Genomic DNA, 14,038 nt, shown 5'->3' with positions numbered 1-14,038 from the left:
CTCAGTTCCCGGCGGGGACCAGATTGCCGAGAAGGCCTTCATTGCCGCCGTCCAGCAGATCCGCGACGGGCGTTACCGGGGCGATGAGGGCGCCGACGGGATCGGTACCGAGGAGATCGCCGATCAGCCCCGTCTCGCCCGTCACACCCAGCCCGGCGCCGCCCAGACCTGCGCCATCAAGACCTGCGCCATCAAGACCGGCCCCGTCGAGGCCTGCCCCGTCGAGACCGGGAAGGGCGCCGAAGCCGCCGAGATCGCCGAGACCGCCGGAGAGGTCGCCGGCCCCGGAGCCGGAAAGCGCGGCGATCAGCGGCTGGGTGACCGGCGCGAGCGACGCCTCCGCCGGCAGATTGTCGGTGACCGGCTGCAGGAGGGCGCCGAGGATGCCGCCATCCGTGCCCGCCACGATCACCGGCACGGCGCCTTCCTCGGTGCCGATCAGCGATCCGAGAATGTCGCCGCCCAGAAGCTGCGTGACCGGACTGTCGGGCCCGGACGCGCCGAGGCCGGGATCGGAGAGCTGCGAAAGGGCGGGGGTGATACTGCCCTCGACCAGTTGATCCAGCGGAACGCCGATCGGTTGCAGGGCCTCCATGACCGGTATGAGCTGTTCCATGAGCGGGTTGGTGCCACCGATGAGGTCGTTGACGGCCCCGGCGGTGCCGGTCGCCGCGCCGAGCATGTCGCTGCCCGCCAGGGCGGTGACGAGCCCCTGGTCGCCGGCAAGTTCGAGCCCCAGGGAACTGGTCCCGGACGTGGAAGTGGAAGGAGAGCTGTTGTCCTTGCAGCCCGCAAGGAGTGCGATGCACAAACAGCCAAGGAGCGCTTTTTTCATCCTTGAGCCTCTCGATGAGACGAAACGGCGATGGCCGCTTCGGTGGTTGCCTGTTTTTGCGAAGCTGCCCGGCGATCCGAAAAATGGAGGTCCGCGGTCGATGAAATGAGGCGGCCCGGGCAGTGTCGGCACAGAAATACCCGGGCCGCCGAATTAGGCAATTCTAATACGGTGGTTTTTTGTATCTCTACTGTGAAGAGACGCGCTCTCTACCGAAGAAAAAACAGGAAGACTCAAAAAGGAAGGTATCGAAACGAATATGTCATAAATTACCGCCTGAAAAACGAAGTGTTTTATTTCAGGAAGAAACGAATTTTATCGGGACAGATGGCGCCCGGGTTAACCATAAACCGCCGCTCGTCCGGCCCGCGGAGGCCGGAGTTTGCCTCTCAAACGGGCAAACGGAAACGCCGCGCTCCCCGGGGAAGCGCGGCGTCCGAAATCCGGAACGGTCGGGTTTTGTCGACGGCGCGTGAAAAACGCCCCTCAGTCGCCCGAGGGCGGAAGCACGGCGGCCCAGCACTGGCGGACTTCCTCCACCGCGTGCTTGCCGGTGCAATAGGCCTCTTCGGAGGGGAAATGCGCCGCCGCGATGCACTGGGCAAGGTTGAGCCGGGCCCAGTTAAGGCAGCGCGCGGTGTCCGACCCCGTGGCCGAGGCGGCGACCGGGCGATCCGGGTCGACGATGCCGCGGGCGGCGGTCGCCATGATCCGGTGCATCACGGAAACGGAATAGGCATTGGCCGGGGAAACCGGCGAAATCGCCGACGACACGCCCTTCAGCCTGTCGGTCCAGGAGGCCGAGGCCGTCTTGACGGGCGCGGTGTCGAGCGTCAGCGGCTCGATCATGCCCCATTTGGAGCGCTGCATGGCATAGGAGCTGTCGCGCAGCCGGGTGGACAGCGTCGAAAGCGCCTTGTCCTCGACGCCGACATGGGACACCACATCGGCCATCGCCTCGCCCGCGCCGGGGATGTTGAAGACATAGCCCACATCGCTGGCGATGAGGGCGAGAAGGGCCTGCTTGCCCTGTGCGCGAAGCTGGCCGCGCACGCCGTCGGCAAAGGCCCGGTTATGTTTGGCGATGTCGGCCTGTTCGTTCAGCCAGTTTTCCGCCAGCGGCGCCGGGTCGGAGAATTTGAGCTGCTTCAGCGCCTTGCGCACATTGCGCGGCGTCTCCAGCGGGTTGGACGCCGCCCAGATGACGCCCGCGCGGTAATTCGCCAGCGCATTGCCGGTGGCCGCGCGCGGCGCATTGGGGCGCAGCGCGCTCAGCCCCGCCGCCGGATCGATGGAAGCGACGGCAACGCCGCCATGGGACGGCGCGGGCAGCGGCAGCGGTACGCCGAGCTCCTTGGCGTCGGCGAGAACCGCCTTCGCCAGTTCCTCGAGACTGCGTGTGTCCTTCGTCCCGTCGGCGGCGGGTGTCCGGATCGCCGTCGCGGGCGTCGAGGCCGCCGTCTTGTCGCCGGTCTGGCCAAGGCACCCGCCAAGGCTGACCGCGAAAAGGGCGGCCGCACTTGCCTGTGCAAGAAAACGCAACTTGCCGTTCATCAGCTTGTCCCCTCCAGGTCATTCCCCCGGAACGCCTGCCGGTGCTATGGAATTGATGCCTGAGTCTAATGCGCGGCCCGGCTGCCCGCAAAGTGGAAAAACGAAACATGATGAAGACAGCGGACGACAGAGCCGCCCACAAGGGGCCGCGATGGCCTGAAACGGCGGTTTCGTGATGGAGGCCGCTCCGCGCCTGAAGGCGGAAATCTGGGTGAAGGCGCTCATCCGCCGCTGCGAAACGGAAGGCGCCAGCGCCATGGTGGTCCGGCGCGGCGATGCGGGCTCGGGCATCGTGCTGGTAAAGCTCAACACGCTGGACGGCATGGCCAGCGTCTTCGCGCCGGCCCGCGACGGGGAGGGAAATCTCATCTGGATGCGCGCACCCCAGGGCGCGCCGGTGCCGGAGCCGGAGGCGGACACTTATATTGAGAAGCAGCGGCGCTTCGACCCCGACATCTGGGTGGTCGAGATCGAGGACCGCCAGGGCCGCCATTTCCTGCAGGAACCTGTGGGCTAGGCGGGGCGGGATGGCGCAGACATGCGCGAGGTCTGCGCGTGGCGCTTCACCCCCTCCCAACCCTCCCCCTCAAGGGGGAGGGCATTGAAGGGCGGATGCGGGTCATGACGGCATTTGTTCGGGCGTCGCGGATGCTTGCAGGTCGGCGAGGGCGTGATGGACGATCGCCCAGGCCCCCTGAAGCGAAAGCGCGGCCATGACGGCGGCGACCGCGATATCGGGCCAGCCGCTCTTGGTGCCGAAGACGCCGAGGGCCGCCAGCAGCACGGCGACATTGCCGATGAGATCGTTGCGCGAGCACACCCAGACGGAGCGCATGTTGCTGTCGCCCTCGCGCCAGGCCCAGAGAAGGGCGAAGACGATGCCGTTGGCGACGAGGGCGGCGAAACCGACGGCCCCCATCACGCCCGCGCCGGGCAATGTGCCTTCGAGCGCATGCCACACTGTCGATCCGGCGACCCAGAGGCCGACCAGCCCCATCGTCAGGCCCTTGACGAGGGCGGCCTTTGCCCGGACCCCAAGCGCCATGCCGAGGACGAAAAGGCTCACCGCGTAATTGCCCGCATCGCCCAGAAAGTCGAGCGCATCCGCCTGAAGCGAGACGGAACCGGCCATCAGGCCCGCGCCGATTTCCGCGAGGAACATGCCCGCATTGATGAAAAGCGCGATCCAGAGGATGCGCCGGTAGGCGGCATCGCGCAGCCGGCTTTCCGGTGTTTCGCAGTCGCAGCACTGTCCCATGACGCCTCGCAATCTGTCGTTTCGATCGCTAAGGTGGTGTCTATAGTAACTATAGGGTCAAGGGATGGCGGAAGAACGCAGTTTCAGGATCGGCGATCTGGCGGGCGCGACCGGCACCAAGGTCGTCACCATCCGCTACTACGAGAAAATCGGGCTGCTGCCGGAACCGGACCGGTCGGCGGGCAATTACAGGATTTATACGAAGGGGCACCGGGAACGGCTGCACTTCATCCGCCGTTGCCGGCATCTGGGGTTCACGCTGGAACAGATCCGCGGTCTTCTCGACCTTTCCCAGAAGGAAGATCGCGATTGCGAGGCGGTCGACAGGATCGTTGCCGACCATCTCGCCGAAATCGAAGCCAAGGTCGCCGATCTCCAGAAACTCGCGCAGGAACTGAAACGGGTCGGCGATTGCTGCCAGGGCGGCCGCATCGGCGATTGCCGGATCATCGAGGCCCTGTCGGCGGCGGACCCGGAGGGGAGAGCCGCATGACCATCCCCCGCACGGGCGGTTTTTCCGGATGCGGGGCCGGAGGAGGCTCTTTCAAATAATGCGTCATGACCCGGACAAGCCGGGTCATGACGGCATTCGTTCAGCCTTTACGGCCGCATGAACATGAAGTCCTCGTCCGGGTCGAGGTGGTCGGCAGCTTCGCGCAGTTCGGCCATGATGTCTTCCGGCTCGCGGGTCTCGCGCCAGATGCGCAGGACCTTCTCGAACATGATGCGGGCCATGGCGTCGGTGGAGATCTTCTTCTCCGCCGCCTCGGCCAGCGCGGCCTCGATATGGGGGGTAATCACTTCCCGGGCTGTTGCCATTTGGGTGTCTCCTCAATTCGTAAAATGTCGATGGCTGAAAAGTGCACGTTCATGGCCGCTGCTGGCAATTGTCATAACGTCGCGGCGGTCTTGGCCGAAAGCCGGGTATCGGTTAGGTTCCGCGCCAAAGACGGGCCCCCGGATTTCCCTCGGGGCCGCAGAATTCCTCTGGAGACAGAATGAGCGAGGCATCAGCCAGGCCCCAGCCCGGCACCGGCAAGCCCGGCGGCGACAAGGATGTGGAAGCGCAGGTCGCCAAGCGGCGCACCTTTGCCATCATCTCCCATCCCGACGCCGGCAAGACGACGCTGACCGAAAACCTGCTCCTGAAGGGCGGGGCGATCCGGCTTGCCGGTCAGGTTAAGGCGCGCGGCGACAGCCGGCGCGCCCGCTCCGACTGGATGAAGATCGAGCAGGATCGCGGTATCTCGGTGTCGTCGGCGGTGATGACCTTCGAATATGAAGGCGCGATCTGCAATCTGCTGGACACGCCGGGCCATGAAGACTTTTCCGAGGACACCTATCGCACGCTGACGGCCGCCGACAGCGCCATCATGGTGATCGACGCGGCGAAGGGCATCGAGGCGCAGACGCTGAAGCTCTTCGAGGTCTGCCGTTTGCGCAACGTGCCGATCATCACCTTCATCAACAAGATCGACCGCGAAGGCGTGAGCCCCTTCGAGCTGATGGACGAGATCGCCGAAAAGCTCGCGCTCGACACCGTGCCGATGATCTGGCCCGCGGGCATGGGCGGGCTCCTGCGCGGCATCTTCGATCCGGAGAACGACCGCTTCGTACCTTATGAAAAGCCGGGCAGCGAAGGCGCCCAGCACGAACCGGCGAGCCTGAGCGGCAATTCGATCACCGAATATGTGCCGCCGGAAGAGCTGGAGACGTTTCTGGAAGAAATGGAACTTGCGCGCGAGGCAAGCCCCTCCTTCGATCTCGACTCCTATCGCGAAGGCCATCTGACGCCGGTCTATTTCGGTTCCGCGCTCCGGAAGCTCGGCGTGCGCGAACTGCTCGACGCGGTGGTGAAATTCGCGCCGACGCCGCGCGCGCAGAACGCGACCGACCGCGTGGTGGAGCCGACCGAGAACAAGGTCTCCGGCTTCGTCTTCAAGGTGCAGGCGAATATGGACGCCAACCATCGCGACCGCATCGCCTTCATGCGGCTGTGCTCGGGCCGGTTCAAGCGCGGCATGCGGCTGAAGCAGTCCGGCACCGGCAAGGCCATCGGCGTGCACAACCCGATCATGTTCTTCGCGCAGGACCGCGAGATCCTGGACGAGGCCTATCCCGGCGACATTATCGGCATTCCGAACCACGGCACGATCCGCGTGGGCGACACGCTGTCGGAACTGGACGGGCTCACCTTCACCGGCATTCCGAACTTCGCGCCGGAAATCCTCCAGCGCGTGCGCCTCGACGATCCGATGAAGGCCAAGCATATGCGCCGGGCGCTGGAAAGCCTGGCGGAAGAGGGCGTGACGCAGGTCTTCAAGCCGGAGATCGGCGCGAACTGGGTGATCGGCGTGGTGGGCCAGCTCCAGCTCGAAGTGCTCGCCTCGCGCATCAAGGCGGAATACGACATCAACGTCCATTTCGAGCCGTCGCCCTATCAGACGGCGCGCTGGGTGAACGCGGAAGACCCCGCGGAGCTGAAGCGTTTCGTCGAGGCGCATCGCGGCAATATGGCGACGGACCGCGACGGGGCGCCCGTCTTCATGGCGAAGAGCCCGTGGGAACTGAACTATACAAGCGAGCGCTGGCCGGACGTTACATTCAGCGCCACGCGCGAACGCGCGCCTGAGCCGGCATAACCTCAACCAACAGGGCAGGGCGGAGCATGGACTCGATCCAGTCGATCCCGGACGATTTTCAGAAATACTGGGAACTGACGAAATCCGTCTGGCAGAACGGCATTTACGGCGTCGATATCGGCTCCATCCTCGTCGCGCTCGCCATATTCGGCGTGTTCTTTTTCCTGCGCGGTCTCTTCACCCGCTTTGCGCTCGGCGCGGCGGTGCGCTGGTCGGCACGGACCGAAACCGAAATCGACGATTACCTGGTCGACGCGGTGAAGGAGCCGATGCGCTATCTCTTCGTGGCGCTGGGCTTTTTCTTCGCGACCGAGTATCTGGCCTTTTCCGGCACGGCGGCGACCATCGTCGAAAACCTCAACCGCTCCTTCATCGCCATTGCGATCTTCTGGCTTCTTCACAATGCGGTGACGCCCATCGGCCGGGGGCTGTCCAATCTGCAACGCCTGCTGACGAACGAGATCATGGACTGGGTGGTGACGAGCGCCCGCGTCGCCATGATCCTGATCGGCGCGGCGACCGTGTTGCAGATATGGGGCGTGCAGGTCGCGCCGATCATCGCAGGGCTCGGCCTTTTCGGCGTGGCCGTGGCGCTGGGCGCGCAGGATCTCTTCAAGAACCTGATCGGGGGCCTGAGCGTTCTCATCGAGAGGCGCTTCTCCTTCGGCGACTGGATCAAGGTCGACGGCGTGGTGGAAGGCACGGTGGAAAAGATCGGCTTCCGCTCCACGCTGGTGCGTCAGTTCGACAAGGCACCGGTCTATGTGCCGAACCAGGCGCTGGCCGACAATTCGGTCATCAATTATTCCGCCATGACCTATCGGCGGATCTCATGGATGATCGGCGTCGAATACCGCACGACGGGCGCACAGCTTCAGAAGATCCGCGACGAGATCGAGGCCTTTATCGACGACGACAATGATTTCGTACCGGGCGATCTGGCCGCCCAGCTCGTGCGGATCGACAGCTTCGGCGCTTCCTCCATCGACATCATGGTCTATTGCTTCACCTATACGACCAAATGGTCGGAATATCTGGAAGTGAAGGAACGGCTCGCCCTGAAGATCAAGGAGATCGTCGAAGGCGCGGGCACGGGCTTTGCGTTCCCCAGCCGCTCCATCTATGTGGAAACGCTGCCGCCCTCGCCCGACGAGGTGGTGGCCGACCGCGAGGCGAAGCCGGTCGCGTCGAGGACTGCCGGAAACCAGGTCGCGCAGGGCCCCATCGACGATGACGGCGAGGCGTGAGGTCAAGGCGTCTGAAGGGGCGGCGCGTTCTCTTTGGCACGAAACGTAAAAGCCGTGTGTCATCCCGGCGGAAGCCGGGACCCAATCCACTTTTCGGCGCGCTGCAACGCGAGTGGATCCCGGGGACAAGCCCCGGGATGACAGGCGATGTTTTGCTTGATGGAACAGCCCCAATTTCAGTGTCGTCCCGGCACTTGTTGCCGGGATGACACCTTGTTCCTGATTTTGCCGAGTGAAGCGGGGCGGGCACTAGGCCTCCCCGCTGACCTCGTCCACGGGGCGGCGGGGGCTTGCCGGGGCCTGCCGCGTGGGCGTGCCCATGCGGAAGCAGAAGGTGGGCTCAAAGCCGTCCTCCGCGAATTCGGCAAGGCGCATTTCCCAGTCGGGCGCGCGGCCGAGCTGGCTGTCGCGGTCGGCCATTTCGACCGGCTGGTTGAGCGGCTGCATCGCGACGCCGGCGCGCGCCGCTTCCAGATGCAGCCTCTGCCAGAGACGGCCCGCCTCCAGCGCGGCGCGCCTGTCGTGGCGGTCGGGCACGGATATGACGCCGATGGCGGCGGCGGTCGGCACATGGACGTCGCGCGTGGCGTCGAGCCATGTCTCGTGGCTCGTTTCGGCGGAGACGGGCGGCAGCATCTTCGCGGCGGCGAGGATGAGCGGCGGCAGGCCCGCCGTGTCGAGCGTCACGCCGCTCTTGTGCTTGTCGATCTCGTCCGGTCCGTTGCGGAACCAGAGATTGCTGTCATGCACCATCTCTTCATCCGCGACGATCGCCGCCGTCGCGTCGACGATGGCGGTGTCGATGCGCTTGCGCTCTTCGCCGTCGGCGATGAAACGAAGCCGTGTCTCGGGCATGTCGGCGGCGAGCGCGCGGAGCGTATCGAGAAATCCGTCGGGAAGCCCATGCGCGCGGTCATATGCGCCGCGATCCGTATGGCGGCGCGGTATCGCATCGTGCAGCGCAGAGGGCGCGGCGGGCGGCTCCGCCTTGTCGAGGCGAAGGGTGGCGGCCAGCACCCGGCCCGCCGGCGAGGCATCGGATGTAAGAGGGCCGGTGCGCAGGTCCGGCGTGGCGGTAAAGCCGTTGACGGATGCGGCCAGCATCATGTTCTCGACGGCGCAACCGAGACCGATATGCATTTCACGCAAGTAAGGGTCCATCGTCCCGAGGTTGCGCGCATGGTCCGCTTCCACCGCAATGGACGTGTCGGTAATGCGGAAGAACCAGGGCTGCGTGTTGTGCGGGTTCGAGGCGAGAACGCCCGCCGCGACAAGGGCGAGCGGCGTGCCGCGATATTCCGGCGCGTTCCACATATGCCAGGCGGCGTAGGCGCGCCCTTCGCCACGGGTGAAGACGCCGCGGTCTTCCGCGCGCCAGAGAAGGCCGCCGACGGCGACAAGCGTAACCCCGCCGCCGATCTTGAGGATGTTGCGCCGTGTCGGATGTTGCGTCGCCATCTGCCCGTCCCCCCGTGCCCATCTTGCATGGTGGAAAGGTTAGGCGGAAATGACGGCGGGCGCATCTGGAAAGGCGTGCCTCCGTCGACGCATTGCGATGTCGATGTCGCGCCGATCGACGGTCAGATCGATGCTGCCTCCTTGACGACATGCGCCAGGAAAGAGCGGATCGCGTCGCGTTCGCTCTCGCTGAACGGCTCCAGGAGCTGCGCATTGAGCCGCCGGGTCATCGAGGAGACGCGCTTTACCAGAGCCCGGCCCTTCGGGGTGATGAAGAGATTCTGTATGCGCTTGTCCGCATCCGCATGCCTGCGCTCGACCAGAGACTTCGCCTCCAGCGTATCGACCAGATTGGTAAGCCGCGATTTGCTGTGACCGCAACGGCGCGCCACTTCGGCGCTTGCAAGCCCGTTCTCGGCCGCGAGCGTGAAGAGGATCACCTGATGCGCGGTTGCAATGCCTTCCCGGGCTTTCATGAGCCGGTCGGCGGCGCGAAACAGTTCGGCATGCGCGATATGCAGCATATGGAAGACGTGAGGGTCGTTCTCGTTTGACATTGGTTCAAGTTTGAATTAGATGGTTCAATATTGAACTAATCTAACGAGGCGCGCCCTTGATGACAAGCGGGGCGCGGCCATCACATTCGACGGCGGGGAGGAACGCGATGATCCCGAATCTGGCATATGTTCTTGCATTGGTTGCGAGCGCGATCTGGTTTGCGATGGCGTTCCGCTATTTCGCCTATCAGCAGGAAACGGCGGCGAAAGTGCTGATCCCGCCATCCGCGCGGTCCTCGCCCCTGTTCCTGACGACCGCCGCGTCGATCCGCTTTCTGGGCGGCATGAACGGGGCGTTCGCCGTCTTGTCGCTCGCTCTTCTGGCGCTGGCCGTGAGCGGCAGCGCCCTGTTCGCCGCGCCGGCGGAAAGGGCGGTGCTCCTGTTCGTCCTCGGCCTGGCGCATTTTTCGCAGTTTATCTACAACGTCCCGATTCTCAGAAATGGCGGCCGGCAGGGAGAGGCCTATTGGCCTGTCCGTACCGGGCCGATGCTGACGATATTCGTCGTGGACGCCGTTGAAACCCTCGTCAATGCGGGGGCCGGGCTGCTCCAGTTCGTCTGATCCCGGAAGATCGGAACGCCTCAGCGCGACGCGCTCTCCACGGCCTTGTCGATGGCGGTTTTGAGCGTTTCGGCGATGCGGTCGAGTTCGGCGTCCGAGACGATGAAGGCCGGGCCGACACAGACGATGTCGCGCACCGCGCCCGTGCCGCCGCCATAGAAGAAGACGCCCTGCTTGAGCCCCGCCGCGACGACGCGCCCTGCCACGGCGGCGTCTTCGGGGAAGCATTCCAGCGTCTCGCGGTCCTTCACGATCTCAAGGCCGCGGAAGAGACCCTCGCCGCGAATTTCCGCGACATTCGGATGCCGGCCGAGCAGCGCTTCGAGCCGTTCGGCAAGCGCCTTGCCCTTTTCGGCGGAGCGGGCGACCAGCTCTTCGTCCTCCATGATCTGCAACACCTTGTCGGCCGCCGCGCAGGCGCCGGGATGGGCGCCATAGGTGTAGAACATCAGCGCCTGCCCCTTGTCGGCGAGCGGCGCGGTGACCTCTTCCGTCGCATAGACGCCGACAATGGGCGCATAGCCGCCCGCAAGTCCCTTGCCGGAAATCATGATGTCGGCCTTGATGTCGAAATGCTCGGACGCGAAGCGCTTGCCGGTGCGCCCGAAGCCGACCATCACCTCGTCGACGATGAGAAGCACGCCGTATTTGCGGCAGATCTCCTGCACCAGCGGCCAGTAGCGGGGCCCGGGCATGAGCGCGCCGCCCGACGAGCCGGTGATCGGCTCGGCGACGAAGGCGGCGACCGTCTCCGGCCCCTCGCGCAGGATGATGTCTTCCAGCGCCTTCGCGGCGGCGATGTCGAAATCCGGATGATGCCGCCCGAGCGAGGAGCGCAGGGAATAGGGCGTCGGTGCATGGGGCATGTCGTGCATCAACTGCTCGAAGCCGCGCTTGCGCGCCACATGGCCTGCGATGTCGAGCGTGAACATGGTGGTGCCGTGATAGGAAATGTCGCGCCCGATGATCTTCCAGCGCTTCGTGTCGCCGCCCGCGCGGAAATGCTGAACGGCAAGACGCGCCGCCGCGTCCACCGCTTCCGACCCGCCGCTTGAGAGATAGATGCGGGTGAGATGCGGCGGCAGCCAGGCGCGGGTGAGGCGCTCCACCAGCCGCGTGCGCTCCGGCGTCACGAAAGGCGGCACCGCATAGGTCATCTTCGTCATGGCCTCGGCGGCCGCGTCCGCGACCTCCCGCCGTCCATGGCCGATATTGGAGACGATGGCCCCGCCCGCCGCGTCGAGAATCTCGCCGCCATCCTTCGTATAGAGCGTGCAGCCCTCCGCATGAGTGACGTCCACCACGCGGGGCGGGGGGACGAAGGGCCAGTTGCCGGCGGCGGGAGAGGGTTTGTTCATGGGACGCATCCTTGTCTTGAATCGGGTGCTTGCGCAGAGCGATCTCTGCCATCACCTCTTTTCATGTGTGAATCCAGTATGCCCGTCTTCCGGCGGCGCATGAAGTGGCGCATGATGCGCGCCTATCGCTGAAGGATTTTTGTCGTGACGTCCCCTGCCTCGAGTTCCGCTCCCTCTCATGTCGCCCCATCTCATATCGTGGTTATCGGTGCCGGTATCGTCGGCGTGGCCACCGCCTATGAACTGGCGCTCAGGGGCGCGAGCGTGACGCTGCTGGAGCGGCGCGAGGGCGCGGGGCTGGAAACGAGCCGCGCCAATGGCGGCCAGCTTTCCGCCTGCGAGGTCGCGCCCTGGGCGGGGCCGGAAGTGCCGGGGCTGATCCTCAAATGGATGGGGCGCGACGATGCGCCTTTCCGGCTGAGGCTGAAGCCCGACCCGGAACAATGGCTCTGGCTGATGCGCTTCCTCAGCCGCTGCCGCGCCAGCGCGCGGGCGGAAAGGGTGCTGCCGAACCTGCAACTGGCGCTGCTGACGCGCGCCCGGCTCGACGCCTATCGCGCCGCCTTTGCCGGCCGGGGCGAGACCTTCGACATGGATCATGCGCAAAACGGCATATTGCGCGTCTTTCGCGACCGGCACGGGCTAGCGGAAGCGCGCGAGGGCATGGCGCGCATGGACGCCGCGGGCGTGGAGCAGCGCGAGCTGAGCCCGACCGATTGCGTGGCGCTGGAGCCCGCGCTCGCCGCCGCCTTCCAGAAGGACGAGATCGCGGGCGGTATCTATTGTCCCTCGGACGGGATGGGCGATGCGCATCTCTTCTGCCGGGAACTCGCCGCCGCCGCCGAAAGCCTGGGCGTGCGCTTCCGCGCGGGCGAGGAGGTCGAGGCCATCGAGGTGCATGACGGGAAGACGACGGGCGTGCGGCTCGCCGACGAGCTGGTCGCCGCCGACGCGGTGGTGGTCGCCGCCGGGCCGATGACGGCGCGGCTGCTCAGGCCGCTGGGCGTCCGGCTGCCCGTCTATCCGGTGAAGGGCTATTCCGTGACGCTGCCGCTGGAAGAGGAGGCCGGGCCGATGGCGCCGAACGTCTCCGTCACCGACGAGGCGCGCAAGGTGGTGGTGAGCCGCCTCGGCAACCGGCTGCGCGCGGCGGGGCAGGCGGAAATCGGCGGCTACGACCTGACGCTCGAAATGCCCAGGGCGCGCTCCGTCTTCCAGGCGCTGACCGGCCTCATGCCCCAGATGAACCCGCTGGAGGCCCGGGCGGAATATTGGTGCGGGCTTCGGCCCATGAGCCCGGACGGCAGCCCCGTCATCGGCGAACTGGCGGCGCGCAGCGGCCCGATTCAGGGGCTTTTCGTGAATGGGGGGCACGGCACGCTGGGCTGGACCATGGGGGCGGGAAGCGCCGCCGCGCTGGCCGATCTGATCTGCGGCAGTGCGCCGCAGCTAGACCTAACCCCTTTTTCCCATAAGCGATTTTCCTTTTAACCGGCTCACATATGTTAAATTTTTGTGCGATGCACAAAAAGTACTTGACGCCGGGGTAGGGTCTTGCCTATCTATTGTGCAGCGCACAAATCCGGCGCGCCGGTATGTGCGGGGAGACGCCCGGAAGACACGGGCGACCACGCGATAACGGAAAAAGGCTACAGCTATGACCGAGAGCAAGACGAGCACTGCCAAGTCCACGGCCAAGAAGGCCGAAGCCAAGACGGCGACGTTCCCCTCGACGCCGGCAATCGACACCGCCGCCTTCGAAGCGGCGTCCGATATCCTCCGCGAACTGACCCGGACCAACTACGAAGAGTCCGTGGAAACCGCCCGCGCGATCATGACCTCGGGCAACGTCAAATCCGCGATGGACCTCCAGACCGATTTCGTTCGCACCGCCATGAAGCGCAACATGGATGCGGCCCGCGAACTGAACGAACTCACCGTGTCCGCCATGAAGAGTGCGATGGCGCCGTACACCGAGAAGTTCACCGAGACCATGGAGAAGATGAAGGCCGCCTGACCTTCGTCCTTCATTCCTGCTGTTTAGTCAGTAGCGTATCTGTTGCGTAAACGCGTAAAAGCCCGGCTCTCGAAGCCGGGCTTTGTTGTTTCCGGGCGGCGGGGCCTTGCCCGGCCGAGGGCGAGGCCGCGCATGCCCTCCGGTTCGGGATCGAAGCTTATTGCCCGATTTCGAGCCGGGCGATCCTGTTCCCGTTCAGCGTGAAGCTGTAGCGGAGATCGACGGGGCTGCCGGGAAAGTCGCCCTCGACCTTGCTGGTGACGACGGTCTTTCCTTCCTTCTCCTCGATGGAGAAAGGATTGACCGTATACTGATATTTTCCCGATGCTTCCTTCTTCCATTCTGCAATGGCGGTCTGGCCCTCATGGGTGCGGGCCTCGTCCGTGACGATGCCGTCTTCGGTAAAACAGAGGGCGACGGCCTCTCCGTCGGCTTTGTCGGCGGCGAAATAATCCGCGATGGGCTGGGGCAGGGCGATCGACATGGGAACCTCTTCGGGTTGGCGGCGGAGACGTGCCGCGTTGGCGCTGTCCCAAAGATTGGACTAGG

15 protein-coding genes are annotated in these 14,038 nt (G+C 65.1%); 7 read left to right on the top strand and 8 right to left on the bottom strand.

Annotated elements, in window-relative coordinates; translation table 11 throughout:
* Position 1 precedes the first annotated feature (1 nt).
* Together FHS78_RS13820 and FHS78_RS13815 are read right to left on the bottom strand one after the other, a co-directional pair.
* Positions 2 to 835, bottom strand: a complete 834-nt coding sequence (locus FHS78_RS13820; protein ID WP_167094966.1) for a hypothetical protein — start codon at positions 833 to 835, stop codon at positions 2 to 4.
* A gap of 486 nt (positions 836 to 1,321) precedes the next feature.
* Positions 1,322 to 2,389, bottom strand: coding sequence for a hypothetical protein (locus FHS78_RS13815; protein ID WP_167094965.1), 1,068 nt, complete (start codon positions 2,387 to 2,389; stop codon positions 1,322 to 1,324).
* 175 nt (positions 2,390 to 2,564) lie between these two features.
* Between FHS78_RS13815 and FHS78_RS13810 the strand changes: the two genes are divergently transcribed.
* On the top strand, positions 2,565 to 2,906 hold the full coding sequence (locus FHS78_RS13810) for a DUF1491 family protein (protein WP_167094964.1): 342 nt from the start codon (positions 2,565 to 2,567) through the stop codon (positions 2,904 to 2,906).
* Positions 2,907 to 3,008: 102 nt separating this feature from the next.
* Here FHS78_RS13810 and FHS78_RS13805 read toward each other — a convergent pair whose 3' ends face one another.
* Entirely contained in the window at positions 3,009 to 3,647 is a 639-nt protein-coding gene (locus tag FHS78_RS13805; protein WP_167094963.1) for a cation efflux transmembrane domain-containing protein, read from the bottom strand.
* Between the two features lie 64 nt (positions 3,648 to 3,711).
* On the opposite strand from FHS78_RS13805, the gene FHS78_RS13800 reads away from it, so the two are divergent.
* On the top strand, positions 3,712 to 4,140 hold the full coding sequence (locus FHS78_RS13800; protein WP_167094962.1) for a MerR family transcriptional regulator: 429 nt from the start codon (positions 3,712 to 3,714) through the stop codon (positions 4,138 to 4,140).
* 107 nt (positions 4,141 to 4,247) lie between these two features.
* On the opposite strand, the gene FHS78_RS13795 is transcribed toward FHS78_RS13800, so the two are convergent.
* Complete coding sequence (locus FHS78_RS13795) at positions 4,248 to 4,466, bottom strand: hypothetical protein (protein WP_167094961.1); 219 nt, start codon at positions 4,464 to 4,466, stop codon at positions 4,248 to 4,250.
* Positions 4,467 to 4,645: 179 nt separating this feature from the next.
* On the opposite strand from FHS78_RS13795, the gene FHS78_RS13790 reads away from it, so the two are divergent.
* Positions 4,646 to 6,289: a peptide chain release factor 3 gene (locus FHS78_RS13790; protein WP_167094960.1), complete on the top strand. Its 1,644-nt coding sequence runs from the start codon at positions 4,646 to 4,648 to the stop codon at positions 6,287 to 6,289.
* Positions 6,290 to 6,315: 26 nt separating this feature from the next.
* A complete protein-coding gene (locus FHS78_RS13785) occupies positions 6,316 to 7,536 on the top strand; it encodes a mechanosensitive ion channel family protein (RefSeq protein ID WP_167094959.1) in 1,221 nt (406 codons plus the stop codon).
* A 249-nt stretch (positions 7,537 to 7,785) separates the two neighbouring features.
* On the opposite strand, the gene FHS78_RS13780 is transcribed toward FHS78_RS13785, so the two are convergent.
* Positions 7,786 to 8,994: an Acg family FMN-binding oxidoreductase gene (locus FHS78_RS13780; RefSeq protein ID WP_167094958.1), complete on the bottom strand. Its 1,209-nt coding sequence runs from the start codon at positions 8,992 to 8,994 to the stop codon at positions 7,786 to 7,788.
* Positions 8,995 to 9,116: 122 nt separating this feature from the next.
* Complete coding sequence (locus FHS78_RS13775) at positions 9,117 to 9,551, bottom strand: MarR family winged helix-turn-helix transcriptional regulator (protein ID WP_167094957.1); 435 nt, start codon at positions 9,549 to 9,551, stop codon at positions 9,117 to 9,119.
* 107 nt (positions 9,552 to 9,658) lie between these two features.
* Here FHS78_RS13775 and FHS78_RS13770 point away from each other — a divergent pair, with 107 nt between their 5' ends.
* Positions 9,659 to 10,114 (top strand): hypothetical protein, encoded by a 456-nt coding sequence (locus FHS78_RS13770; protein WP_167094956.1) that lies wholly within the window; start codon positions 9,659 to 9,661, stop codon positions 10,112 to 10,114.
* Between the two features lie 20 nt (positions 10,115 to 10,134).
* Here the strand turns inward: FHS78_RS13770 and FHS78_RS13765 are convergent, their stop codons facing one another.
* The gene (locus tag FHS78_RS13765) at positions 10,135 to 11,472 is read right to left on the bottom strand and encodes an aminotransferase family protein (RefSeq protein WP_167094955.1); all 1,338 of its coding nucleotides are present in this window, start codon (positions 11,470 to 11,472) and stop codon (positions 10,135 to 10,137) included.
* A gap of 144 nt (positions 11,473 to 11,616) precedes the next feature.
* Between FHS78_RS13765 and FHS78_RS13760 the strand changes: the two genes are divergently transcribed.
* Both FHS78_RS13760 and phaP read left to right on the top strand, forming a co-directional pair.
* A complete protein-coding gene (locus FHS78_RS13760) occupies positions 11,617 to 12,963 on the top strand; it encodes a D-amino acid dehydrogenase (protein WP_167094954.1) in 1,347 nt (448 codons plus the stop codon).
* 166 nt (positions 12,964 to 13,129) lie between these two features.
* Positions 13,130 to 13,489 (top strand): phasin family protein, encoded by a 360-nt coding sequence (phaP, locus tag FHS78_RS13755; RefSeq protein ID WP_167094953.1) that lies wholly within the window; start codon positions 13,130 to 13,132, stop codon positions 13,487 to 13,489.
* 157 nt (positions 13,490 to 13,646) lie between these two features.
* Here phaP and FHS78_RS13750 read toward each other — a convergent pair whose 3' ends face one another.
* On the bottom strand, positions 13,647 to 13,973 hold the full coding sequence (locus tag FHS78_RS13750) for a nuclear transport factor 2-like protein (RefSeq protein ID WP_167094952.1): 327 nt from the start codon (positions 13,971 to 13,973) through the stop codon (positions 13,647 to 13,649).
* Positions 13,974 to 14,038 lie beyond the last annotated feature (65 nt).

The sequence above is a fragment of the Parvibaculum indicum genome, from assembly GCF_011762095.1.
GTDB lineage: Bacteria > Pseudomonadota > Alphaproteobacteria > Parvibaculales > Parvibaculaceae > Parvibaculum > Parvibaculum indicum.
Note: the sequence above shows the minus strand (reverse complement) of the source record. Positions and strands in the feature narration are given on the sequence as shown.

Bases quoted from the DNA above. Each gene is read 5' to 3' on its own strand.
- FHS78_RS13820 (WP_167094966.1), bottom strand. From the start codon at position 835: ATGAAAAAAGCGCTCCTTGGCTGTTTGTGCATCGCACTCCTTGCGGGC.
- FHS78_RS13815 (WP_167094965.1), bottom strand. From the start codon at position 2,389: ATGAACGGCAAGTTGCGTTTTCTTGCACAGGCAAGTGCGGCCGCCCTT.
- FHS78_RS13810 (WP_167094964.1), top strand. From the start codon at position 2,565: ATGGAGGCCGCTCCGCGCCTGAAGGCGGAAATCTGGGTGAAGGCGCTC.
- FHS78_RS13805 (WP_167094963.1), bottom strand. From the start codon at position 3,647: ATGGGACAGTGCTGCGACTGCGAAACACCGGAAAGCCGGCTGCGCGAT.
- FHS78_RS13800 (WP_167094962.1), top strand. From the start codon at position 3,712: ATGGCGGAAGAACGCAGTTTCAGGATCGGCGATCTGGCGGGCGCGACC.
- FHS78_RS13795 (WP_167094961.1), bottom strand. From the start codon at position 4,466: ATGGCAACAGCCCGGGAAGTGATTACCCCCCATATCGAGGCCGCGCTG.
- FHS78_RS13790 (WP_167094960.1), top strand. From the start codon at position 4,646: ATGAGCGAGGCATCAGCCAGGCCCCAGCCCGGCACCGGCAAGCCCGGC.
- FHS78_RS13785 (WP_167094959.1), top strand. From the start codon at position 6,316: ATGGACTCGATCCAGTCGATCCCGGACGATTTTCAGAAATACTGGGAA.
- FHS78_RS13780 (WP_167094958.1), bottom strand. From the start codon at position 8,994: ATGGCGACGCAACATCCGACACGGCGCAACATCCTCAAGATCGGCGGC.
- FHS78_RS13775 (WP_167094957.1), bottom strand. From the start codon at position 9,551: ATGTCAAACGAGAACGACCCTCACGTCTTCCATATGCTGCATATCGCG.
- FHS78_RS13770 (WP_167094956.1), top strand. From the start codon at position 9,659: ATGATCCCGAATCTGGCATATGTTCTTGCATTGGTTGCGAGCGCGATC.
- FHS78_RS13765 (WP_167094955.1), bottom strand. From the start codon at position 11,472: ATGAACAAACCCTCTCCCGCCGCCGGCAACTGGCCCTTCGTCCCCCCG.
- phaP (WP_167094953.1), top strand. From the start codon at position 13,130: ATGACCGAGAGCAAGACGAGCACTGCCAAGTCCACGGCCAAGAAGGCC.
- FHS78_RS13750 (WP_167094952.1), bottom strand. From the start codon at position 13,973: ATGTCGATCGCCCTGCCCCAGCCCATCGCGGATTATTTCGCCGCCGAC.